Source organism: Shewanella waksmanii, from assembly GCF_043643685.1.
Taxonomy (GTDB): domain Bacteria; phylum Pseudomonadota; class Gammaproteobacteria; order Enterobacterales; family Shewanellaceae; genus Shewanella; species Shewanella waksmanii_A.
The window spans coordinates 124562-147175 of record NZ_JBHZSN010000004.1 but is presented as its reverse complement, the minus strand read 5'-3'; the positions used below and the strand labels follow the sequence as shown (position 1 = coordinate 147175).

19 protein-coding genes and 2 pseudogenes are annotated in these 22614 nt (G+C 42.1%); 12 read left to right on the top strand and 9 right to left on the bottom strand.

Translation table 11 applies throughout. From position 1 onward, the window contains the following. Nucleotides 1-403 precede the first annotated feature (403 nt). Nucleotides 404-2245: a cation:proton antiporter gene (locus ACHUFW_RS07575; RefSeq protein WP_394201918.1), complete on the top strand. Its 1842-nt coding sequence runs from the start codon at nucleotides 404-406 to the stop codon at nucleotides 2243-2245. Nucleotides 2246-2395: 150 nt separating this feature from the next. On the opposite strand, the gene fadE is transcribed toward ACHUFW_RS07575, so the two are convergent. Next, nucleotides 2396-4843, bottom strand: coding sequence for an acyl-CoA dehydrogenase FadE (gene fadE / locus ACHUFW_RS07570; RefSeq protein ID WP_394201916.1), 2448 nt, complete (start codon nucleotides 4841-4843; stop codon nucleotides 2396-2398). Nucleotides 4844-5090: 247 nt separating this feature from the next. Here fadE and ACHUFW_RS07565 point away from each other — a divergent pair, with 247 nt between their 5' ends. Continuing rightward, the gene (locus ACHUFW_RS07565) at nucleotides 5091-5909 is read left to right on the top strand and encodes a class II glutamine amidotransferase (RefSeq protein ID WP_394201915.1); all 819 of its coding nucleotides are present in this window, start codon (nucleotides 5091-5093) and stop codon (nucleotides 5907-5909) included. Here the strand turns inward: ACHUFW_RS07565 and ACHUFW_RS07560 are convergent. Both ACHUFW_RS07560 and ACHUFW_RS07555 read right to left on the bottom strand, forming a co-directional pair. Beyond that, complete coding sequence (locus tag ACHUFW_RS07560) at nucleotides 5875-6783, bottom strand: LysR family transcriptional regulator (protein WP_394201913.1); 909 nt, start codon at nucleotides 6781-6783, stop codon at nucleotides 5875-5877. The two genes, ACHUFW_RS07565 and ACHUFW_RS07560, sit on opposite strands and share 35 nt — an antisense overlap. Nucleotides 6784-6973: 190 nt before the next feature. Next, nucleotides 6974-7873, bottom strand: a complete 900-nt coding sequence (locus ACHUFW_RS07555) for a LysR family transcriptional regulator (RefSeq protein WP_394201911.1) — start codon at nucleotides 7871-7873, stop codon at nucleotides 6974-6976. 142 nt (nucleotides 7874-8015) lie between these two features. Between ACHUFW_RS07555 and ACHUFW_RS07550 the strand changes: the two genes are divergently transcribed. Next, entirely contained in the window at nucleotides 8016-9410 is a 1395-nt protein-coding gene (locus ACHUFW_RS07550) for a serine hydrolase domain-containing protein (protein ID WP_394201909.1), read from the top strand. A gap of 259 nt (nucleotides 9411-9669) precedes the next feature. On the opposite strand, the pseudogene ACHUFW_RS07545 reads toward ACHUFW_RS07550, so the two are convergent. Together ACHUFW_RS07545 and ACHUFW_RS07540 are read right to left on the bottom strand one after the other, a co-directional pair. Continuing rightward, a pseudogene (locus tag ACHUFW_RS07545) lies at nucleotides 9670-9805 on the bottom strand (glyoxalase); the annotation flags it as partial. Nucleotides 9806-9967: 162 nt separating this feature from the next. Then, nucleotides 9968-10705, bottom strand: a complete 738-nt coding sequence (locus tag ACHUFW_RS07540; protein ID WP_394201908.1) for a phospholipase A — start codon at nucleotides 10703-10705, stop codon at nucleotides 9968-9970. Nucleotides 10706-10974: 269 nt separating this feature from the next. On the opposite strand from ACHUFW_RS07540, the pseudogene ACHUFW_RS07535 reads away from it, so the two are divergent. The 8 genes and pseudogenes from ACHUFW_RS07535 to ACHUFW_RS07500 all read left to right on the top strand — a co-directional run. Next, nucleotides 10975-11235, top strand: a pseudogene (locus ACHUFW_RS07535) (transposase); the annotation flags it as partial. 110 nt (nucleotides 11236-11345) lie between these two features. After that, entirely contained in the window at nucleotides 11346-12323 is a 978-nt protein-coding gene (locus tag ACHUFW_RS07530; protein ID WP_394201907.1) for a transposase, read from the top strand. Between the two features lie 464 nt (nucleotides 12324-12787). After that, the gene (locus ACHUFW_RS07525; RefSeq protein ID WP_394201906.1) at nucleotides 12788-14671 is read left to right on the top strand and encodes a hypothetical protein; all 1884 of its coding nucleotides are present in this window, start codon (nucleotides 12788-12790) and stop codon (nucleotides 14669-14671) included. A 28-nt stretch (nucleotides 14672-14699) separates the two neighbouring features. Further along, a complete protein-coding gene (locus tag ACHUFW_RS07520) occupies nucleotides 14700-14981 on the top strand; it encodes a hypothetical protein (RefSeq protein ID WP_394201905.1) in 282 nt (93 codons plus the stop codon). Nucleotides 14982-15144: 163 nt separating this feature from the next. Next, a complete protein-coding gene (locus ACHUFW_RS07515; protein WP_394201904.1) occupies nucleotides 15145-15705 on the top strand; it encodes a hypothetical protein in 561 nt (186 codons plus the stop codon). A 187-nt stretch (nucleotides 15706-15892) separates the two neighbouring features. Next, nucleotides 15893-16027, top strand: a complete 135-nt coding sequence (locus ACHUFW_RS07510) for a hypothetical protein (protein WP_394201902.1) — start codon at nucleotides 15893-15895, stop codon at nucleotides 16025-16027. 343 nt (nucleotides 16028-16370) lie between these two features. Next, on the top strand, nucleotides 16371-16646 hold the full coding sequence (locus ACHUFW_RS07505) for a hypothetical protein (protein ID WP_394201900.1): 276 nt from the start codon (nucleotides 16371-16373) through the stop codon (nucleotides 16644-16646). 50 nt (nucleotides 16647-16696) lie between these two features. Beyond that, nucleotides 16697-17110 (top strand): GNAT family N-acetyltransferase, encoded by a 414-nt coding sequence (locus ACHUFW_RS07500; protein WP_394201898.1) that lies wholly within the window; start codon nucleotides 16697-16699, stop codon nucleotides 17108-17110. A gap of 130 nt (nucleotides 17111-17240) precedes the next feature. Here the strand turns inward: ACHUFW_RS07500 and ACHUFW_RS07495 are convergent, their stop codons facing one another. The 3 genes from ACHUFW_RS07495 to ACHUFW_RS07485 form a co-directional block, all read right to left on the bottom strand. Further along, nucleotides 17241-18080 carry a DUF3108 domain-containing protein gene (locus ACHUFW_RS07495; protein ID WP_394201896.1) on the bottom strand — a complete coding sequence of 280 codons (840 nt, stop codon included), beginning with the start codon at nucleotides 18078-18080 and terminating at the stop codon, nucleotides 17241-17243. A 25-nt stretch (nucleotides 18081-18105) separates the two neighbouring features. Further along, nucleotides 18106-18456, bottom strand: coding sequence for an MGMT family protein (locus ACHUFW_RS07490; RefSeq protein WP_394201894.1), 351 nt, complete (start codon nucleotides 18454-18456; stop codon nucleotides 18106-18108). Nucleotides 18457-18671: 215 nt separating this feature from the next. Next, the gene (locus ACHUFW_RS07485) at nucleotides 18672-20399 is read right to left on the bottom strand and encodes an MFS transporter (RefSeq protein ID WP_394201892.1); all 1728 of its coding nucleotides are present in this window, start codon (nucleotides 20397-20399) and stop codon (nucleotides 18672-18674) included. Between the two features lie 150 nt (nucleotides 20400-20549). Between ACHUFW_RS07485 and def the strand changes: the two genes are divergently transcribed. Next, nucleotides 20550-21041 (top strand): peptide deformylase, encoded by a 492-nt coding sequence (gene def, locus ACHUFW_RS07480; protein ID WP_394201890.1) that lies wholly within the window; start codon nucleotides 20550-20552, stop codon nucleotides 21039-21041. Nucleotides 21042-21143: 102 nt separating this feature from the next. Here the strand turns inward: def and ACHUFW_RS07475 are convergent, their stop codons facing one another. Beyond that, a complete protein-coding gene (locus tag ACHUFW_RS07475; RefSeq protein ID WP_394201888.1) occupies nucleotides 21144-22598 on the bottom strand; it encodes an ATP-binding protein in 1455 nt (484 codons plus the stop codon). Nucleotides 22599-22614 lie beyond the last annotated feature (16 nt).

The following is a 22614-nucleotide window of genomic DNA, read 5'->3' as shown; positions in this document are numbered from 1 at the left end:
CTTTTATCCTAGTCAATCTCCAACTTACCAGCCGCTGAGGCTCGATGACTTAGTTAAGTGTGCATTATCGTTTTGCCGTATCGGTTAATCGCCTTTGCTTAAGGGTTTTAGTTACCCGATCATCGCCATCTTTAGTTCGAGACGAATAATTTAAGTAATAGTGGTTCTATTGGGAAGTTAACAAGCCCTATTGCATCTATTTTTGTTGTGACAGCGAGTAGATGGTTGAGTATTGATTGAAATACTTAATAAAAATAACCAATTTGTCGCAATAATTGGCTCACAAAATCCTTATCTCAACTACAGTTATAAAAGTGTTTAGCGAACTTAATCACACAGCTTAAATTCAGTGATGAACATATCAAAGCAAAACGGTAGTGGCATAATTTAGGGATAGCGGAATATGGTTGAACATCTGTCAGCAATGCTGGGATTGTTAGGGGTTTTATCTTTGTTATGCCAATGGTTGGGGTGGAAGTTACGCTTACCGGCCATTTTACCACTGTTGCTATGTGGCCTTATTCTTGGGCCAATGCTTGGGGTGCTTAATCCTGACGCCATTTTTGGCGATCTACTTTTTCCGATTATCTCTTTGGGCGTAGCGGTTATTTTGTTTGAAGGGGCGTTAACCCTCAACTTTAAAGAGATACAAGAACATGGCCGTATGGTGATCAACTTGGTAACCTTTGGCACGCTGATCACCTGGATCATTATCAGTACTGCAACTTATTGGATTATTGGTTTTAACTGGGAGCTTTCCATGCTGTTTGGCTCCTTAGTGGTAGTGACTGGCCCAACCGTGATTGTGCCGATGCTGCGCAGTATTCGGCCTAATGCGCGTATTGCCAATATTTTGCGTTGGGAAGGCATAGTGATTGACCCGATTGGCGCTTTACTAGCGGTACTGGTGTTTGAATATATTGCTGTGGCAGCCGATCCCACTCAGCATGTCTTACATGCACTAGGTTATATGTTAGGAGCAGGTCTCGGGATTGGGGCGCTTTCAGGTTATCTGGTAGGGCAAATTTTAAAGCGTGAGTTATTACCCCACTATTTAAAAAATACCGCGGTGTTGACCATTATGCTGGGGGTCTTTGTCGGTTCCAATATCATCCAAGAAGAGTCGGGACTGCTGACAGTGACTGTGATGGGGATTTGGCTGGCTAATATGAAGGGTGTCTATGTTGATGACATTATTGAGTTTAAAGAAACACTCACCGTATTGCTGATCTCGGCATTGTTCATTCTATTAGCGGCAAGACTGAATTCCGATGCACTATTTAGTTTAGGTTGGGAAGGCTTATTGCTATTGGCTGTTGTGATGTTCATCGCGAGACCTGTGAGTGTTTGGTTATGTAGTCTTGGCAGTAATCTTGCTAATCCAGACCGCTGGTTTTTAAGCTGGTTGGCCCCGCGAGGGATTGTGGCGGCGGCAGTATCATCTTTATTTGCGATTAAGCTTGAACGCCTTGGTACCCCTAATGCTGAGCTAATTGTTCCCCTAGTATTTTTGATCATTATTGGCACCGTGGTGAGCCAAAGTTTGACGGCTGGCGCTTGGGCACGGTTTTTAGGCGTCGCTTCGGTATCACCCCAAGGTTTTTTAATTTTTGGTGGCTCAAAATTTGCCCGTGAAATCGCCAAAGTGCTGATGCAGAGAAAAGTGAATGTGATCATCTCAGACAATAACTGGGACAATATTCGCCTGGCTAGAATGGATAATATTCCGGTGTATTTCGGTAATCCTACTTCAGAGCATGCGCAAAACCACATGGACATGGCAGGTATAGGGCGGTTGTTGGTGTTGTCTCCCTATCGGCAGTTTAATCCGCTAGTGTCTTATCATTTTCAAGACTACTTTGGTAAAGATCGGGTATTTGGTTTGAACAACAATGACGTCAGTAGTGCCCGCCATCAGCTATCTGAAGATTACCTCAAACGGCTATGTTTATTTGGTGATAGCGTCTCCTACGCGCGTTTAGCATCGACCATGGCTAAAGGTGGGCTGATTAAAGTCACCAACATCACCGACAGCTTTAGTGGTGATGACTTAAAACAGCGATATGGGGAAGGGGTGTTGCCGTTAATGTACATTCAAAATAAGAAAGTGCATGTGATCACCAACCAAGAACAACCCTTGCCTGCGGGCATTGAGCTGATTTATTTGATCACTGCAGAGCAAGCCTCGAGTAGCCAACCCAATAGTGAAACAAGCAGTGACACTGCCAGTGATGCCAGTAGTTAAAGTTTACTCGCTGATAGCAATAGCAGAATATGCTGTGATTATTTGATAATAAAAAAGGAGGCGATTGCCTCCTTTTTGGTAGTTGCTTTATTTAGCAGACTCGCTTAAGTACATACTCGTTTAAGCATATAGTCGCTTAAACACATAGTGCTATGCTGCTTGATGTTGTGAGTCAGTGCTGCTGATTTCAGGTCTAAGCGCTTCAGGCGCAAAGTCATCAACGTTGATCGATTTCATACGGCCAATTTCAGCACGTTTAAGTAGCTCAATCTCTTCTTGGCTTAGTACGCCCAAGGCTTCACCTTGCTCAGCGACTTTATCTAGCCACATAAAGGGTAGGCGTTTGCCCGCAGCCTTGCAGACTTTGTCATACAGTGGCTCACTCGCCAAAATGTCTTTAAAGGTCTCTTCTTGAATACCTACAGCATTATTTGGGCAAGCGGTAAGGAACTGGCCTTTACCTAAGCGATCACGACTAGCACACGGCGTTTGCATGATTTTAGCGACTTTATGATCCAATACATCACTAGGACGTTTGATTGGGCGACCAAATGGGAACATGATAACTCGTAGTACTTTGCCAAGACCCATAGGGAAGTTGTTTAGCAGATCATCCAGTGAGTCCTGTAGTTTATATAGCGCGTCTTCTACAGCCCATTGCACTAGCACTAAATCTTCAGTTTGACGACCTTCATCTTGGTAGCGCTTTAGGGTAGCTGATGCCAAGTAAAGCTGACTTAATAGGTCGCCTAAACGGGCAGAAATACGCTCTTTACGCTTTAAGCTACCACCAAGGGTACCCATAGCTAAGTCTGACAGCAGCGCCAAATTAGCACTAAAACGATTCATATGTTGATAATAACGCTTGGTTTTATCGCTATATGGGCTGTTTGAAAAACGTGACGAGGTTAGACCAAGCCAGAAACTCTTTACAAAGTTACTGATGGCAAAGCCGATGTGACCGAATATGGCCGCATCAAAGTCATTGAGTGCTTTACGCTGATCGGGATCGAACGCTGATTCCATTTCCGCTAACACGTATGGATGACAACGAATTGCACCTTGACCATAGATGATCATCGAACGAGTTAGAATGTTAGCGCCCTCAACCGTAATCGCGATAGGGGCAGCTTGATAACCTCGGCCTAAATAGTTGTTCTCACCTAGACAGACGCCTTTACCACCGTGAATGTCCATGGCATCGATGACGCACTTTTGCATTCTGTCAGTGAGGTGATATTTAACGATGGCTGAAATGACTGAAGGCTTTTCACCTAAATCGATACCTGTTGTGGTTAAGGTATTTACCGCCTGCATTAAATAAGCGTTACCGCCGATGCGTGCCATTGGCTCTTCAATACCTTCAAGCTTACCAATAGGCAGTTTAAATTGACGACGAATACGTGAGTAGGCGCCAGTAGCCAATGCCGCAGTTTTAATGCCACCAGCCGAGTTAGACGGTAGGGTAATACCGCGACCCACAGATAAACATTCCACCAGCATGCGCCAGCCTTGGCCCGCCATTTCTGGACCACCAATGATAAAGCTCAATGGTACGAAAACTTCGTTACCGCGAGTTGGACCATTTTGGAACATGCAGTTCAGTGGGAAGTGACGACGACCTGTTTCAACGCCTTCTAAATCTGTTGGAATTAACGCACAAGTAATACCTAAATCTTCGGTGTCACCCAGTAGTTTGTCAGGATCTTGTAGTTTAAATGCAAGACCTAATACAGTCGCAACCGGAGCAAGGGTAATGTAGCGCTTGTTCCAGGTTAGTTTCATACCAAGCACTTCTTCGCCTTGCCATTGACCTTTACAGACCACACCAAAATCTGGAATAGCACCCGCATCACTGCCGGCTTCTGGGCTGGTTAAGGCAAAACAAGGGACTTCTAGACCTTTTGCTAGGCGAGGTAAATAGTGATCTTGCTGCTCTGGCGTACCGTAGTGCTGCAATAGCTCGCCAGGGCCTAATGAGTTAGGTACCCCCACTGTTGATGCCAGTTCACTACTTAGGCCAGCTAGCTTTTGTAGCACTTGAGATTGCGCATAGGCAGAAAACTCTAGGCCGCCATATTTTTTCTTAATGATCATGGCAAAGAAACCGTGATCTTTTAAATACTGCCAGACTTCTTGGGGCAGATCGGCAAGTTCGTGTGACACTTGGTGTTGGTTGACCATTTTGCACACTTCTTCAACCGGACCATCTAAAAAGGCTTGTTCTTCTGCACTGAGACGTGCTTGTGGGTAGTTGTGTAGTTTTTTCCAGTTAGGGTTGCCCGCAAACAGATCCGCTTCCCACCAAGTCGTGCCCGCTTCAATGGCTTCTTTTTCAGTAGAAGACATTTCAGGCATGATGCCTTTGTACATTTTAAGCAGCGGTCGGGTAATAAAGTTCTTACGCACATTGCTTAGATTTAAAGGAACCGCTACAGCCAAGAAGATTAACCACAACCATGCTGACACAGTATCGGTTAATGTGCCTGCCGCTAGCACCAGAGCTGTGATAACGCTTGAAGTAAGTAAAGATACCCTTAGATAGGCGAGTGCACCTAACGTAAAGATAATGACAAGTGTCCAAAGTAGGGTAGTCACGTTAATTCTCCTTTAATTGCAACCTTCACAGTACAAGCCATAAGACGTTTTTTTTGTTGACCCGTATCACGATTATAGTATGTGGTCTGACCTGTGTCGCATAAAATCTAACCCTATGATGATTTTTATACAAGTCTTTTTTCAAACAATTGTTTAAATAATTTATTCGGTAGTTGGTTTCACTCTATGGGGCAACTAGGTAGAATAGCCCTATAAATAAGAGGTTTACTTTGAGGTTGCGTTAACTATGTGTGAGCTACTCGCTATGAGTGCCAATGTGCCAACGGATATTGTTTTTAGCTTTACTGGCCTAGCCGAGCGAGGAGGGGTCACCGGACCTCATGTTGATGGATGGGGGATCACCTTTTACGAAGGTAAAGGCAGCCGTACTTTTAAAGATGCGCGTCCCAGTAGTGAATCCCATGTCGCCAGTCTGATTAAGTCTTACCCGATTAAAAGTGAAGTGGTGGTCAGCCATATTCGCCAAGCTAATCGCGGTGGGGTCAGTTTAGAAAATACTCACCCATTTACCCGGGAATTGTGGGGCCGCTATTGGACCTATGCGCACAATGGCCAGTTAAGTGATTATGAGCAAAAGTTTCGCGTATCCCGTTACCAGCCAGTAGGCGATACCGATAGTGAATTGGCATTTTGTTGGATATTGCAACAAATCGTCGATCGCTTTGGCGATACTGAGCCTGAAGACATTACCGACGTATATCGATTTGTCGCGACATTAGCCGATGAGATCCGTCAGTTAGGCGTGTTCAATATGATCTTAAGTGATGGCGATCATTTGATGAGTTATTGCAGTAATAATCTGTGTTATATCACTCGCCGTGCGCCTTTTGGTAAAGCAAAATTGATTGATACCGATGTAGTGATTGATTTTGATAAAGAAACCACCCCCAATGATATCGTTACCGTCATCGCCACTCGGCCGCTGACTGATAACGAAGATTGGCATATTCTCGCCCCCGGTGACTGGAAACTATTTGAGAAAGGTGAGCGCTTAATTGACTATGTTGCCCCTATCGCTGAGGCTGACACAGTTTCTCCAGAATAAGGGTTTGGATAGTATTGTAACGCTTAGGCAGTTGACGGTACCGTTGTGAGATAAGGTACAAAGGTTCGGTCACCGCCTGAGCAGTATTATGTACATGCAGTTTATCGTTTTGCGGAAAATAAGCCACAGCACTGTAGGGCAACACGGTAAAACCAATGCCATGGGCGATGGGCAGCAAGATTTGACTAAGTTGATTGATATAACTTGCTGCGGGGATCTGATTAATGGGGATTTGATCCCAACCTGGCTCGTTACATTGCGCCAAATATAACGATAAGTAGTGCTCCGCGTCTGGGTGTTTAACCATACCCAGTTCCATCAAAGTATCAGCATTAATGGTTTGCTGCTGGTAGCTCGCTGGTAGCACTAAACATAAGGGCTCTTCGCCAATCACCTGGCTGCGATATAAATGGCTGTTAGGCAGATGTGTTACCACACCAAAGTCGATGCGTCCTTGTTGAACATCCGAGAGAATACGCTCATTGGGCGCCACTTCTATATGAAACGACATTGCAGGATGCTGCTGTTGCAACTCAATCAGCTTTGGGTAAGCGCTCATGGCTAATGAGCCAGAGCAGGCTAAAGAGCACAGCCCCGCATAAGCATCATCAAAGCCTAAGCTTTCAATCAATTGTTTTTGGTCGCTGGCCACTTTAACAGCGTATTGATAAACCTGCTGACCTTGCTCAGTTAAGTGGAACTGTTTATTACTGCGTTTTAGCAAATCGTAACCACAGGCTTGCTCAAGTTTTTTCACATGTTGGCTGACACCTGGTTGGGTCATATAAAGCGCTTCGGCGGTTTTAGTAAAGTGGCCTATGTCGACTAAGGTTTTAAAGGTATGTAACCAAGCAGGATTCATTGGCAGTGGCACGGTAGTTATCGATTACTGTCGATAATAACGAAAATTTATCTTTAATGGTATTTGTAATAACTAGCCGTCGAAGTTAATCGTCTAACCATTATTTACGCGACCAATCCTTTTAACCCCTAAAAAACCGATAAACCTTTATCAAGGCGCTAACTTAGATTCGTTAATGCTTGGATTCGGCATAAACTTAGCTTTAGGCATAGCTGCTATTTGCAAATGCTGTGGCTGTTTCTCTTGCAATGGCGATGATTCTGCTGCGGGTTTTATCGATTTCTGCATGCAGCGGGTAAAACAACACCATCTCTTGTCTTAGATTACCAATGGTTTCTTTAATGTGGATTTTTCTTAGCTTGCCAGCTTCAACAAACTCTTGTGCATTGGCGGTGCTTAACAAGGTCCAGCCTTTTTTGTGAATCTTATGCAGTAACATGTCATTGTTAGAGACTAAATGCTTGCGATTGCTAATGTTGGCATAGCGCATTTCATTTAATACCGAGTTTTCGGTAAGCAGGAAATCTTCAGTAGTAAGCTCATTAAGATCAATCTCTTGATGAGAAATCCCTGAGTTGACTGATGTGTAAGGCGCATATTGATAGGTGCCTAAGTTAACCACACCCACTTTTGTATTGGGAAAGATTTTGCCAACTGTTGGCATGATAGAAAACAGCGCATCACCCGATTCGATATCTTTTAAACTGGCTGCGCGATCCCGCTGTAACCAGTTTATCGATATCTTGGGAAACTCTCGTTCAATGGCATCATCAATGTCAGACAATAGGCACAGCGGAATGAGATCGTCATGGTGTAACACAATAGAAGTGATATCCGTGGAAAAAGTAGACAAGGCCACGTGATAAAACTCTTTTGATTGGCGAGTTAAATTGTCGGCTCTTGGGTACAGGTGCTCGCCATATCGAGTTGGCATCACAGCTTTGCCTTGGGTTTCAAACAGCTCAAACCCCAAGGTGTCTTCTAGGGCTTTGACTCTTTCGCGAACAGTCGCTCTGGTTTTATTGGTCGCTCTGGCGGCTTTGCTGTAGCTATTAAGCTCGTATACCGCTTTAAAACATGACAGCTGCTCCAAAGTTATCATCGCTTGCCCTTATTTATATGTACGTGTTTTCCATACATTATGTATTCGTGTGTATCTGTTATCAAATCTATTATGGGCGCAAATCGGTTAACGCGGCCCTGTAATTCGCTATTTAGCAGGCACAACACTTAAGGATTCAAACATGAAACTAACTTCGCTCGCATTGGTTGTCTCACTATCAACATGCTCAGCATTGGCGGTATCGGCAAATGCCAATACTCAGGACAATTCTCAGGACAACTCTCACGAGAATACGAAAGCTAATGCAAAGGCCATGTACTCAACTTCAACGGCAGCTAAAGATCAGGTGACACTCACTAATTGGGCGGATGCGAATTTTAATCATTGGTCATTTCAGAACATGGGGATCCACCCTAACTTGATGGTACCCCGTGATGGCAAGGTATCAATGCTAGCTGAAAACTTAGATCCAAGTATTGCAGCACTCAAGTTTGACTATGCTGGCCAGCAATTTACGGTTAATCAAGCCATGATAAATGATCGAACTGATGGTTACGTGATTATTAAAGATGGCCAAGTGGTACATGAACAGTACTTTGGTACCTTTGGCCCAAAAGATCATCACATGTGGGCTTCAAGTACAAAATCATTGGTAGGTCAGGCGGTTGGCTTGCTGGTAGAACAGGGTAAACTTGATCCTAATAAAACGGTAGATAGCTATATTGAAGAATTAAAGGGGTCTCATTTTGGTGAGCAGACGGTAAGAACCGTACTGAACATGACATCGGCATTAGATTACAGCGAAGATTATGCCAATATCAGCCCCGGCACCATGCACTATGAGTATTTTCGCCGTTTAGGCTTAGTGCCAGCCTATGACTTAATGAAGTTAGACCCCACCAAAGATGACACGCCAAGAGGCTTACTGGAATTTGCGCCGCAGTTTAAGCAAAATCCAGATCTCGCTGTTAATCACAAATATGAATACCATTCGCCCAATGTGGATGTGGCGGGTTGGTTAATTGCGCGAGTGTCAGGCCAGCCGTTACACCAGTTTATTGCTGAAAATATTTGGTACAAGCTGGGTGTTGAACACGATGCTACCTTTATGACTGACATGACTTACACACCTGTCGCCACAGGCGGCTTTACCTCAACCTTACGCGACTTTGCCAGAGTAGGGATCGCGATGGCAAACCACGGTAATTACAATGGCCAGCAAGTATTTTCAAAAGCTTGGTTAGCTGACACTTTCGCACTCACCGATGATGAAAAAGAGCATATGCAGCGCAGCATCTACAAAAGCAAAGAGGCTGGTGTGTATGACGAATGGCTAGAAGGGTACAAAAACTACTTATGGGTGCATGATAGTAAAAAAGGCATCGCCACATTCCGCGGCGTGTTTGGCCAGCATCTGTATATTAACCAAGAACAAAATTTAGTTATCGCCACGTTCTCATCTGCAAAGTCAGCATCAAATGCAGCAAGGGCAACCAATAAACCGAGATTAGCTGCGTTTGAAGCTATTGCAAACCACTACCAGCAGGAAAGCTCTCTTGCAAATCTAGACAAGTAATAAAGCAAATCAAGGTTAATAATTAATCTAAGTAACCTAAATAATGTAAGTGCAGTAAGCGATGTAAGAGATGTGAGAGGTGTGAGAGTTGTAAGCTAGCTGCAAATCAACTTGCCTACTTTTATCAGTAGGCAAGTTTGAGCACAGCGCTAATAGGTTTTTCTAAGCTTGGTAAACATAAGCTCAAATAAGCTAAGCATTCGCTAATAAGCCACTATCAAATACTAAACGGCCAATGATTAAGATGCCCAACTTAACGTTAATAAGCACCTGCTGAGTAGTGTAGCTCATAACTATGGCTGTAAATCTCTAAAATATTGCCAAAGGGATTTTTTAAATCATGTGATAGTTTTTTCGCTTGGGTAGTAATATCGGGGGCATGGTTTTTTACCTTTGTGTAGGAGATGGATGTTAAAGATTAGACTGTTGTAAGTGCAAACTACCTTAATGTTATTTAAACCAAACTCCAAAGCGTTAGATATCGCCTTATTCGGCGATATCATTTAACGTTAGAAAGTCAATGAGTCAACGCTAAGACTCTTCCGTTAGAACTAACCTTAATTCAACGAGAAGCCAACACCATATGAATCTGATTTGAAGTCGTAGTTAGAGATGGTCGACCCATATCCACTTTCGTACATAATGTACCCTTTTAATCTACCAAAAATAGGAAATGTAAAGCTAGTTTCGTAGTAATTCTTCTCAAATGGATTTCTTACTAACATCCGTAATGTAGTATTTTCAGTGATGTTGTACAATGCTTCCATTTCAAAGTTGCCAAGAAAATCTTCTATATCTGGGTTGTAATCCGTCTTATCACTAAACCTTACCCAAGGTTTGACTCTTACATATCCATGCTCCCCTTCATACTTAATATCCAAGAACCCTCTGTTCCAGCTTACTTCATTAGTACCACCCGCACCATTTGATTGATGTTCCACCCCTAGAGATAAGTTTAGTGAATCCAACATAGTGTACGAGTAAAAAAGTGCAGGGTTGAAATCGTTATCTCTGAAATAAGCGCTCTTTTCATACGCTTCCCAGTTTGAACGCTGTGTGTAAGCCAAAAATAGGCCATTTGAATCATTTCCATAGATTGAATACTTAAGGCTAAACTGAAATTGAATTAGGGTGTCATTAACATCACCGCCGTTAGGGTTCATTGGTGCAAAACGTTTCTGATTCACATTTTTTTCATGATAGTGAGGTAAAAAGTAATTATCTTTATACTTCTCTATTGCAAAAGCATCTATAGAAAAAAATGATATTATTACAATGGGAATATACCTTTTCATATTTAACTTTACTCCTTTTATTAGTTTATATCTTTTGCGTTTAGTTTAGTGTTGTTTAAGTTTCTTGCCTATATGATGTTATTTCGCGGCATAGTGTATGATGTCAGTTTGTTTAGTAGGCTATTAATTCAATCAACTGATTTTATATTTTATTTACAGCTCGCCTGTAATACGTTTGTTCAGCGCCTAAATCTAGTAGATGTTTTCGTGGAGTTTAAGTGAATTTATATTACAAATAACGATTGTCGCGTTCTCCATACACCAAACTATTGAAAGAATACCTCGTATTAGTGGACGAAACAGGCTGAGCAATTCGAAATGATAAGCGTGGTGCTGTTGATTCACAGGCTTGTGACATACTGAGTAGGTTAAACATACCCTCAGCTAATTGGGTTAAAATCGTCACGGAATTTGGCCAACTTTTCCATGGTCCTGTGGGGACATTGGAAGAGTTTAGCCATTACTGTGAACATCTAAATAAACGAAGGCGACATTTCTCAAATAGTTGCCAGTTTATGCCTGCAAACTAAATTCAAAGGAGAAATATAAAGACAAGGAGAAATATAAAGACAGCCATTGTTTATGGCGAAAATAACAACCTCCGACTATGCTTGATTTGCGCATATAACAAGGAGGTTACATGCCAAGGCCTAGACGAACCCTCATTAGTCTCGAAGACACTGCTTACTATCATTGTTGTAGTCGCGTTGTTCGGCGCGCTTTCTTATGTGGTGATGATAAGTACACCGGCAAAAACTATGACCACCGCCGTGGTTGGATAGAAGCTCAAATCTTGAAACTTACCGAAGTGTTTGCCATTGACGTGGCGGCCTATGCAGTGATGAGCAACCATCTTCATGTCGTCCTTCATATTGATGTTGACCAAGTTAATGCCTGGTCAGATAGGGACGTAGTATTGCAATGGCATAAACTGTTTAAAGGAACTGTCTTAACGCAGAAATTTGCCAAAGGTGAAGTTGTTGAAGAGTACGCAGTTGGGCAGCTTAAACATCTGATAGCAACGTATCGCTCGCGCCTTTGCGATATTAGCTGGTTTATGAGGTGTCTAAATGAGCCTATTGCAAGACAAGCTAATCTAGAAGATAACTGCACAGGGCATTTCTGGGAAGGGCGATTTAAATCACAAGCGCTTCTAGATGAAGCCGCCGTGTTGGCCTGTATGGCCTATGTAGAGCTTAATCCGATACGGGCTAAAATGGCGACTAAACCTGAGCAATCGGACTTCACGAGTATCAAACTCAGAGTAAAAGCAGCACTTACAGGTGAGCAACCTAAACCTCTTTTACCTTTTATTGGTAATGAACGTGCTAACCAACCCAAAGGTATTGCTTTCTCTCTTCAAGACTACCTTGTACTGGTCGATGAAACAGGCAGGGTGATTCGAGACGATAAGCGTGGTGTTATTGATTCACAGGCTTGTGACATACTGAGCCGGTTAAACATACCCTCCGCGAATTGGCTTAAAATCGTCACGGAATTTGGACAACTTTTCCATGGCCCTGTGGGGACATTAGAAGAGTTTAGCCATTACTGTGAACATCTAAACAAGCGAAGGCGACATTTCTCAAGTAGTTGCCAGTTTATGCCAACTAACTAAGTTCAAACGTTCATATCGCTCCTAATTCCTCAGCTTCTTTAACTGAGTTAACATCCCTTGTGCTAAATACAGCCATTAATGCTGAATTTCCTCATATTTGGCTGAATTCTCGTATGAATTTTTTCTGAGGGCGGCATTTAAAGGTACAAATCAATTTAGTCCTTGAGAAGTGCGTGTTAATCCTGCTATGTTTTTGATTAATAATGGCTGGCTTATGTGCATATGGGTTTAAAAATAGGTTATATTTTTCAATTGGTTAGCCATTTAATTCTTACTTTCAATGGACCCGATAAATGTGCTTGTTCTGTTTTGCGGTTGGTATAAAAGTAAAAATCAGAGTGATTGAAAAATTAGTCGCTTTACATCAATAGGTTACATTGATATGTTGAGCGTAAATTAACATTAAAGCAGGGATTTATCCGAGACGCAGGATAATAAGCTGTTAATCGAAAAGGAAATTTTAGTTGGAAGAATCAAAGCTCCTTTCATCTGCATCTGTTTTCAGAGCTATGTATGATGAGAAAAAAGATATTTACGATGTTTTAAGCGAATTTATTAGAGCTATTATAAGCTTTAAATCTTTGTCAATATTTAACTCATTAGAATGTGCAAGCCATATCGAAGAAGAATTTGGATTTCACATTCCAGAAGCAATTATAAATAGCTGCCTTAGAAACAGGCTAGTGAAATCAGGTGACCTTATTCTGCAAGGTGGGTCTTATTCGGTATCAGAAAAATTCAGATTAAATATTAATATCGAATCTGACTTCAGTAGTTCTCGTGATGAATATCTAGAAATAATTAATAGACTATACGAATATTGTTCAAATAAAGGTTTGTTGAGTGTCGACAAAAATGACCTAGAATCTGATTTAGAAGAGTATTTGATACGACCTGACAAAAATAATAAGCATACGAATGATATTGCTAGATATGTTGTACTCCACGAGAATGAGCCAGGTTTCACTGAAAAACTAAATAGAATTGAGGAAGGATTAATTCTGTATACAGGAATTAAATATTCACCAGATCTCTCTACGTTAGGAGTTTGGAGAGGTAATCTCACGATCTTTTTAGATTCTGAGCACCTTTTTAGTGCAGCAGGTTTGAATGGTGAATTATATGAAACTTTGTTTAACGATTTCTATAGTTTAATACAAGAGGCAAACCGAAATAAAAAAGGTGGAAGAATTTCACTAAGGTATTTAGAAGAAACAGATTCGGAAGTTGATAGATTCTTTTACGCTGCTCAAAAAATTGTTGAAAGAAAGGGAACCATAGACCCGTCAAAGACGGCAATGAAAAATATTTGCAATGGCTGTAAGTATGGAAGTGATGTAGTCACAAAGAAAGCCGAATTTTTATCTAGGATCAAAGGACTGAAAATTGAACCAGAAGATAGTGTAGATTATTACTCAAAACCAGAATTTAATGTTGAGAGTGAAGGTGTTTTGGCATCATTGGAGAGTGAGCTGTCTGATAGGAGTGTTAATAGAACGCTTATATCATCTATTTTAAAGATTTTTACAAAAATTAACTATCTAAGAAAAGGGGAAAGTTCTACTGGAATAGATAGAGTGAACTCAATTTTCCTTACAGAAAGTTGGCTACCTCAACGAATGGCTTTTAGTGAAAGTGTATTTGAGGGTAATGGGGCAATACCATTCGCCACAAATATAGAGTTCTTAACTGAAAAATTTTGGTTTAAATTGAATAAAGGTTTTGGTGGTAAATCGAAAAAACCAATTTCATTCGACCCTATCATTAAAGCGAAGTTAATTATTTCATCGCAAGTAAGCCGTTCGGTTTCTGAAATATATAGAGATCTATCGGACAAGCTAAAATCTGGTGATATTAGCAGGGAAACTGTAGCAAGAATACATCATGATATATACCAAGCCCCATCTTTGCCTGAAGATGTAACTATAGATTCTATTGCCATGACCCAGGACGTTTTAGATGAAAACTACATCGAAAAAGTTATAAAAGAAAAGTCACTACTTGAAAAAAGTGCTACTGAAGGGAAGCAAGCTATCGAAGAGCTGAGAAGCATGAAGCATCAGCAAAAGCTAAATAGATATAAACCTATAAAGGTTACTGCTAGAAGGCAGTATTTGATTCTCCGAGTATCAACCTACATCATTCTTCCATTGTTAAGTATCGCATTACTAATATCGATGCACTCATCGTCTGACTCAGCTTTATCAGTAGTCTTTGGTTTGGCTAGTTTGATAAGTTTAGTTGTTTCGATTGTTAGGCCAAAAAGAATTGATAACTATTACTGGAGTTTATCGAAATCGTGGTATCGAAAGTCGATTAATAAAGCATTGCAGCGGACTGGCCGCTGAATGCGGCGTTATTCAAATGGAGATAGCTATGAGTAAACATAAAGAAAATATTCACAATCATATAAACGAGATAGCTAACGAGGTTTATGAGTTTATCCTTGCGAAAGAGCCGGGGTATCCTGACAGGTGGGTGTCAGCGATTGACATTAAAAATGAGTTATCTTTGAACTTCGTAGCTGTCCCAGTTAACAATAAACAGTACGGACCTAAAGGTTGGTTGTTTGCGATAGTTGCTCGCATTTTAGAAGATGAAAAACGCGTAGAACACCGCAAAGTTGGTTCTCGCTCCTTTTATAGAACTTTTGCGTAGAGTGTGAAACTTTTACCTAACAAGTGCTTCAAGTCGATTCGTAACGTTTGGCACTTTTGGTGTAAATACTGGCGTTTGTTTTTACGGTGGTTAGCTTAAGTTTTGTGGATGCGCTACACAATTTAAGCAGGCGTTATGCTGTTAGCGGACAAAGGAGACAATCATGGAAGAAACAAAACCAACATCTTCTACTGTGAGAAGTGTTCCTTCTCTTCTCGAAAGTGTTGTTGATGTAAGGTTCTTAGTGTTGCTGATGTGCTTTATTTGCTACTTGGATCTATGGTTAATCTCAGCGAAAATAGATCCAACTAGTTTGGCAATTTCATCTGCGTATGGACTCTTATTAAAAGCCCCTATTTTCAAACTAATGCTATTTGTTGGCTCATACTCGTTGTTGATGGTTGGTCTTTTCCCTGCACTTAGAGGGTTGCTGTCTGTGGCTCGTCTGGAAATATCTGGTAAACTGATAATTTCAAATATATCAAAAGAAAATAAACAGCTTTCGGACTGGGCTGCAGGTTTTGTTTGCTTCTCAGGTTATGGTGCGGTAAATAGTATTTTTCTTGGTTCGGAAAGCTATAAAGGGATAGTGCACTATATTTTAACGTTTTCATTAATTAATGGCTTTGTAGAGCTCTTATTTAAAATAGGTGTTGTCCTTTTTTGGCTGTATTGTGTTTCTGTTGCTTTACGTGCTGATGATTGGGAATCTTATCCATCTTGAGTACTAGTCTAACAAAGCATTTAAGATGGATTCTTAACGCTCTATAGTTTTGGTTGTTTCCTATTAATTTTTAACAGCACAATACGTTAAGTGTAGTGGTATATGTTGTTAATCACGTAAACTATGATGGACTCAAGATAATGCATTATTTCTAGCCTTCAGCCAATAGAGTTTATAAGGTGGCGTTATGAGCATTAAAATGAATCGATTATTTGGCTATGACACATTAAAAATTGAAGCGCCTCAAAATAGGGGCGAATTGCTGTTTGTTGTTTCAAATAGTGATACTGATTTTGAATCTACCAATGTACGCTATTTTTAATAGCGATGGTTCCAAAATAGAAATTGATTTCTCTGATCTTTCTATTTATATGGTTTTTGATCCTGATACCGAATCAACCACATTAGGAGAATTTGAGTACGTTAAACCCATTGAAGGTGGTTTTGAGATATTCGGTGATTTTGGAATCATTTGGGTATACTGCGATTCTAGTTCACCTAAGCTTTAAGTACTCATAACAAGTTAATTTAGCATGGACGCAGCCGCATGAGTTATGCTCTTTCGTCGCTTAGTTTAGCCAAGCATTAACAGTCCCTTTTAGAACGTATAGATACTTGAATACCACTGCAACTCGCCCCATATGTTTTATAACGGGGGGAGTTAAATGGACTTTAATGACTTTACTACTTTATTAGATCTCGCTTTTTTCTTTGCACTAGCGGTAGTTGCTGTACTTATGATTCGCGGGTTGTACCGGCTAGTTGTGTGGAGCAAGAAAATGCCAAGAGGTGCATTTATATTTCTAGCGGTTTTTCCGGTATTTTCACTATTTCCCATTCCTCCTCAGGAAATCAAGAAGCTTGAAAGAATCAAGCAAGAGCAATTAAAGCAAGAAGATGAAAGTGGTGAACCCAAAGATCAAGAAAACCATGAGAGCTAGCTAAGCAAGTTACTCAGTCGGGCACAAAACGCTATCAATATGGAACAGATATGAATATCGAAATACTAGACAATCCAGACCAAGCCTTAATTGATTACCTTGATAAGAAGATAGACGATTTCAATTGGGCAAACTGGGAGGTGAGCAAACGAACCCCAATAGCAGCGCAGATTAAAAACGAGCAGGGCGAGGTGATTGCTGGTGCTGCAGCGCGAACATTTGGTGATTGGTTGTTGTTGGATACTTTATGGGTATCAGATCAATTGCGCGGACAAAACGTTGGTAGTCAGTTACTTGCCGCAATTGAGGATGCTGGTAAACAGCGTGGTTGTGTGAAATGTTTATTAGATACGCTGAACTTTCAAGCTATGCCATTTTATGAAAAACAGGGTTATCAGACTCAGTGGATTCAACAAGGCTACCCAAAAACTGGCTGTAAGTACTTTATGCAAAAAGAGTTGTAAAACCTTTTATAGGCTCTCCAGGCAAAATGAGGCAGTGTTGAGTGATGTTATTTTTACTACAAGTACTGTAAGTCCCCCTATGTGCATTTTTAGCTCATAGGGGATTGGCAGGATCACTAAGATAAACGCCTTAAGGTTGGTTCTCCTCAGATAAGCCTTCTGCTAAATCTTTCTCTACTTCTTCGGCAAGGGCTTTAGCAGCTTCTGCATCTACGGGCTGGCTAGTGCCTTGGGCAATGCCTTTAGCGGGGGCGTCATTAAACTTGTAGTTAAGCAGTTTAATATCCAGTTGCTTACTGCCACGCTCAAAGTGCGTTAGGCGGATGGGGAGGTAACCAAGTTCAGGTGCCATCCAGAAAAAGGTTTGACGTTTTTTACTGCTACGCACTACTTCAATTTTTACGGTTTCATAACTGCCGCTTTCTATGTTTAAGCGTTCTTTAGAGACCACATTGAAGTCGTACTCATCAATTTCGCCTTCTTTGACCATGCTAAAGTTAAGCTGCTTTTTGCCTTCGGCCATCTCCATACGAAACTGCAGTTGCACCATTAATGGATCGAATAGGGTGTCGGTATAGGGCAGTTTGGCACGCTCATCTTTATAACGGCTATGCACCACTTGTTGATCTTTGGCAAAAGCGGCTTGCTCTTGATAGTCGGAGCCGGTGCCGCTGCGGCGATGAAGATAACGCAGTGGCATCAATTGGCCGTTTTCTAGTGAAAAATCACTGGTGACAGTGCGCCTATCTGATAACATTAATAAGCTAATATCACTATCAAATCGATAGTGGTATAGGTTATCGTTTGGCGCCTTTAAAATATAACGCGCTTTACCTAAGCCGATACTGCCGTAACTGACCCGATACTCGGCAGTTTGTGGTGTTAATGGGCTATAAGCTGCTGCGGAGGCAAAGCTTACAATAAGGCAGACAACGCCACTGAGACCGAAGAGTTTACTTGTGAACGACAATATCGACTCCTGAGATTAATCTTGACTAAAACGACAGCTGCATCACCAGTGTTGCCATGTCGGGTTGCCACATATATTGGGTTTTATCTACGCGGCCATTTTTTACATCAACACCTTCTAATCGCAACAGCATCATCTGCTCGGCGAATGCTTCTGTTTGTTTATCAAAAGCAATTCTGCCTTGGCTGTTAAGTACCCTGTGCCAAGGTAAGTTTAACTCATCATTGGCAAGTTTGAGTGCGCGCGAGACATATCGTGCTCGACCTGGTAACCCAGCAAGATCGGCAATCACGCCATATGAAGATATTTTTCCGGGCGGAATGAGTGCGACCACCTGCCAAATTCGCTCGGCATTTGAAAAGCTAGGTTTATGCATTGGTCATCCCATTTGCAAAGGTGTCTTTGATATTACTGGTAACTGTATGGCGATACCAGTGTTAACTGCGGTATGTAAGAAGGGGGTTATATTAGCGAAAACATTTGCGAGATGAAATGTAAAGCTTGTGTGTCATTAAGCAGCAAGCGGTTGTAAAACTTGCTGCTTATTGTTTTAAGACTCTCGTTCAGTGCTAGTGGTTTAGTGCTTGTGGATTAGCTAGCCGTTTGTGGCTTTTGGTTAGGGTTAGCACTGTCGGTGAGCGAGTCCATGACGCCAAAGCGATGAAACAGGACTAAGCCAATTGCCGTTAATCCGCCAAAACCACCGATGATGTACCACATTAAATCAGGGCGTCCGGCGGCTTTTGCCACTTCACTATATAGGTAACCTGATAGCGGGCCAGCGAGTAAAAAGCCAATAGCAGATGATACAAAGTAATATCCCATAAACATGGCTTTTTTATCGGTTGGGGCAAAACTGGCGACATACTCCTGACTTTTGGGAGAAGCGACCATTTCGCCAATGGAGAACACTAAGATAGAGGTGAGTACCATTGCGCCGCCCATCAACATACCGGTAGCAAGGCCACCTAAAGCGGTGCCCAGTGCAAGGATAAGCGTACCAGCCACCAAAATAGGTAAGGCTTGGTATTTTTCAATCGTGCGGCTGACGATGATTTGCAATAACACGATGGATAAGAAGTTCAACCCGATAAGGTACTCAGGGTTGACTTGGCGGTATTGGCTTGCCCATGTTGCGGCGATAGCTGTGGCTTTATCGGCATCATGGCTAATGGCGGCTAATGCAGATGTTAGTTGGGATTCTGGCACCATGACTTTGGTATGTACTAGCTCGAAATAGGCTTGGTTGACAGTTAAGCTCGCTTGGCTCACTTCGTTGGCAAGTCTAATCAATTCGGCTTGCAGGTGGGTTTGATCAACAGGGGCGAAGAAGGCTTGTAGATCTGGGTAGCTTGCTAATGCCATGACTAAGTCAGCGGTATCGACAAAGTCGCGAATAAAGATTGGCAGGGTAATAAAGATCTGCTGATAGACCATCCAAAACCCAGACAGAATCAACAAGTAGGTGACAAACGGCTTGTTACCGACACGAATTTTTTGTCGATACCAAGGTGAAGTCGTGCTGTTGTTAGCGCTTAGATTCCACAAATAGTGGCTGGTAAACCAGATAAGGTAAGTGATGGTGGTTGTTTGGCCGTCTATCCATTTTGCGCCGTATGCCATCAAAATAATTAGGCTGCCAAAAAAGATCAGTGCAAAGCGCGCATTGCCTAATACTTCTTGAATGTCTTGTAATACTTGTTTTAAAGGGCGGCCTTGTTGCTGGGCTTGATCTGTGGGTTCTTGGTAGAAAAACAGTGCCGGAATAAAGTTAAGTGCTATCCAGAACGAAGACATAATAAAGACCCAATCCCAACTGATAGCGCGCACATAGCCTGCAATGAAAGGCCCAAGAAAACCGCCGATGTTAACCATCATATAGAAGATGCCAAACCCAAGACCTCGGTTGCTACTGTCTGTGGTTCTGGCAATGGTGCCTGTGACTACGGGTTTAAAGCAGGCTGCACCAACGGCAACCCCCATAAAGGCAAAGAAGAAGCCTGAGAAACTACTCACTTGGCCTAGCAGATAATAACTTGGGCACATGATGGCATAGGCAATAATAAACATTTTGCGGTAGCCATATCGATCTGCAAGTGCGCCAGTTAATACAGGAAAGAGATATAAAAAGAACGGGATCATGCCTTGTAATAGTCCACGCTCTTGCTCGTTAAAGCCTAGTCCGCCTTGGTTAGCCGGTGAGGTCATATACAGCGAGGACAAGGTAAAAAAGCCATACCATGCTAGCCGTTCAAATATTTCCATGGTGTTGGCAACAAAGAAGGTGCGCGGTAGTGGTGTGCGTTCAGGGTGTGACATAGATATATCCGTATATTTTATACAATTATTTAATGCTACTGATTATCTATGGGGAATTCAAGCATTAACCCAAAAGCGCTTATCAGGAATAACTTGCCTTTAGTGTGACATTCGTCATAATGGCGACAAATTTTTTGATGATGACTGACTATGGCCGTACTCGATATTCTCACTATTCCCGATGAACGCTTAAAACGTAAAGCCGTTAATGTCGATGATGTGCAATCGGTGGCGGGTTTGGTGGACGATCTACTTGAGACCATGTATCACACCGATGACGGTATTGGTCTAGCTGCGACTCAAGTGGGTAGTACCGATGCGGTATTGGTGATTGACTTATCCAGTGACCGTGATCAGCCTTTAGTGTTAATCAATCCAGAGTTGGTTGAAGGGCGAGGCGAGTTTGTTGGTGAAGAAGGCTGTTTATCTATTCCTGGTTACCGCGCCAAAGTGACTCGCTTTGAGTATGTTAAAGTGAAAGCATTAGATAGAGAGGGTAAACCCTTTGAAATTGAGTCTGATGATTTTCTTGCCATTGTGTTACAGCATGAGATGGACCATCTTCAGGGCAAAGTGTTTATTGAACACTTATCTAAAATGAAGCAGCAGATTGCCCTGCGTAAAGTGAAGAAATTTGCCTAGGCGCATTTGTCTCTAGCCTTGCCTCTAGTTTTGTCTCTAGCGCCTTTTATTAGGCGCTTTTTGTTGCGAAAGGCGTTTTTCTTGCGTAGCTATTGGGTGTATTTAGCTGGTGGCTGCAAGTTGATTATCAGACGTCGCGTTTTGCGTTTTTGATGATTCAGGCGAATTAAGCGCTGCTGGCGCTAAGGGATGCGTGATTGGCAAAGTTAGGGTGAGCATTAGGCCACCGTCAATATGATTGGTTGCAGCGACATCACCTGCTAGTAATTTCATACATTGTTTCACAATGGCTAACCCTAGACCAAATCCTCCTTGGCTTGAATGACGCGCTTCATCTAAACGGGTAAATGGGTTAAACAGACTACTCAGCTCCTCTTGTTTAATGCCTGGGCCATTATCTGCAATGGTGATATGTAAGTCTTGATCGATCGCACGGGTTTCAATGTGGATCTCACACTGATCGCCTGCATATTTCAGTGCGTTACGAACAATATTCTCTATGGCACGGCACAGGTATTGACGATCAGTATGTAGTATTAGTTTGTCATGGTTGTGCCAGTGGATCTGCTGCTCCGGTTTTGCTTCAAACTGACAATCCTGTTGGATTTGGCTTTGCAGCGTACCCACATCAAACTGGCTATAGTTAAGCTGTATATAGGCGTTATTGAGACGGCTGTAATCCAAAATAGTATTAATCAATCGAGACATCTGCTCACCTTCAGTTCGTAGGCGATTAATCGATGCCTGATGGCGATCATCTAGTTGGCCTTCCAGCAGGTGCAGCGCCAGTTCCTGTCTAGCCAGCGGCGTACGTAATTCGTGAGACACATCCCTAAGTAAGCGTTTCTGGTTCTGCATGCCTTGCTGCAATTGTTCAGCCATATGATCAAATTCAGTGGCTAAGTGATAAAACTCAGGCTCTTTAGTGGAAAAGTGGTTGGCAATGCGGGTGTCTAGCTTACCTTGGGCTAGCGCCTCAGTACCTCGCTTAAGGTGCTGTAGCGGGGTGATCAAATAACGACTTAATAGATAGCTAAACAGCAACAATACCGTGATACCGACAACGCTACGAATTGTCCATAGGGCAAAGTTTAGTTGTTGTGCAGGGTGAAGATCAGCATTGAGCTGTATCACCAAACTAAGCGGTTGGTCATCTTCTAAACGGTTACTGAGTGGCAACATAATTAGCGGCTTGCGTACTCTATCTCCCATTGGCTGCTCTATCTGTCTTGAATATTGAAGCTTAAATACAAAGTGGGGATGAATAGGGCGTTGGGTAATAGGTTGCTGCTGTGGATTTAAGGTGTACAGCGTAAATGCTTGCTGGCTTTCCCAACGGGTTAATCCGGCAATATCTTTACGTTTAATAAATTCATTGGCTTGGGCTGCGAGGGCATGAAGTTGTTGCTGGGTCGCTGGAGATAAGGTCAGTAGTCGACTTACGATTAGGCTTTCAATACCAGTTGCTATCAATAGGATAGCGAGTAAAGAGATGGCAAAAAAGCTAAATACTCTCACTTGTAGGTGTGAAAATAGTTTGTTGAAAGAGGTCGACATAACACTACTAAATAAA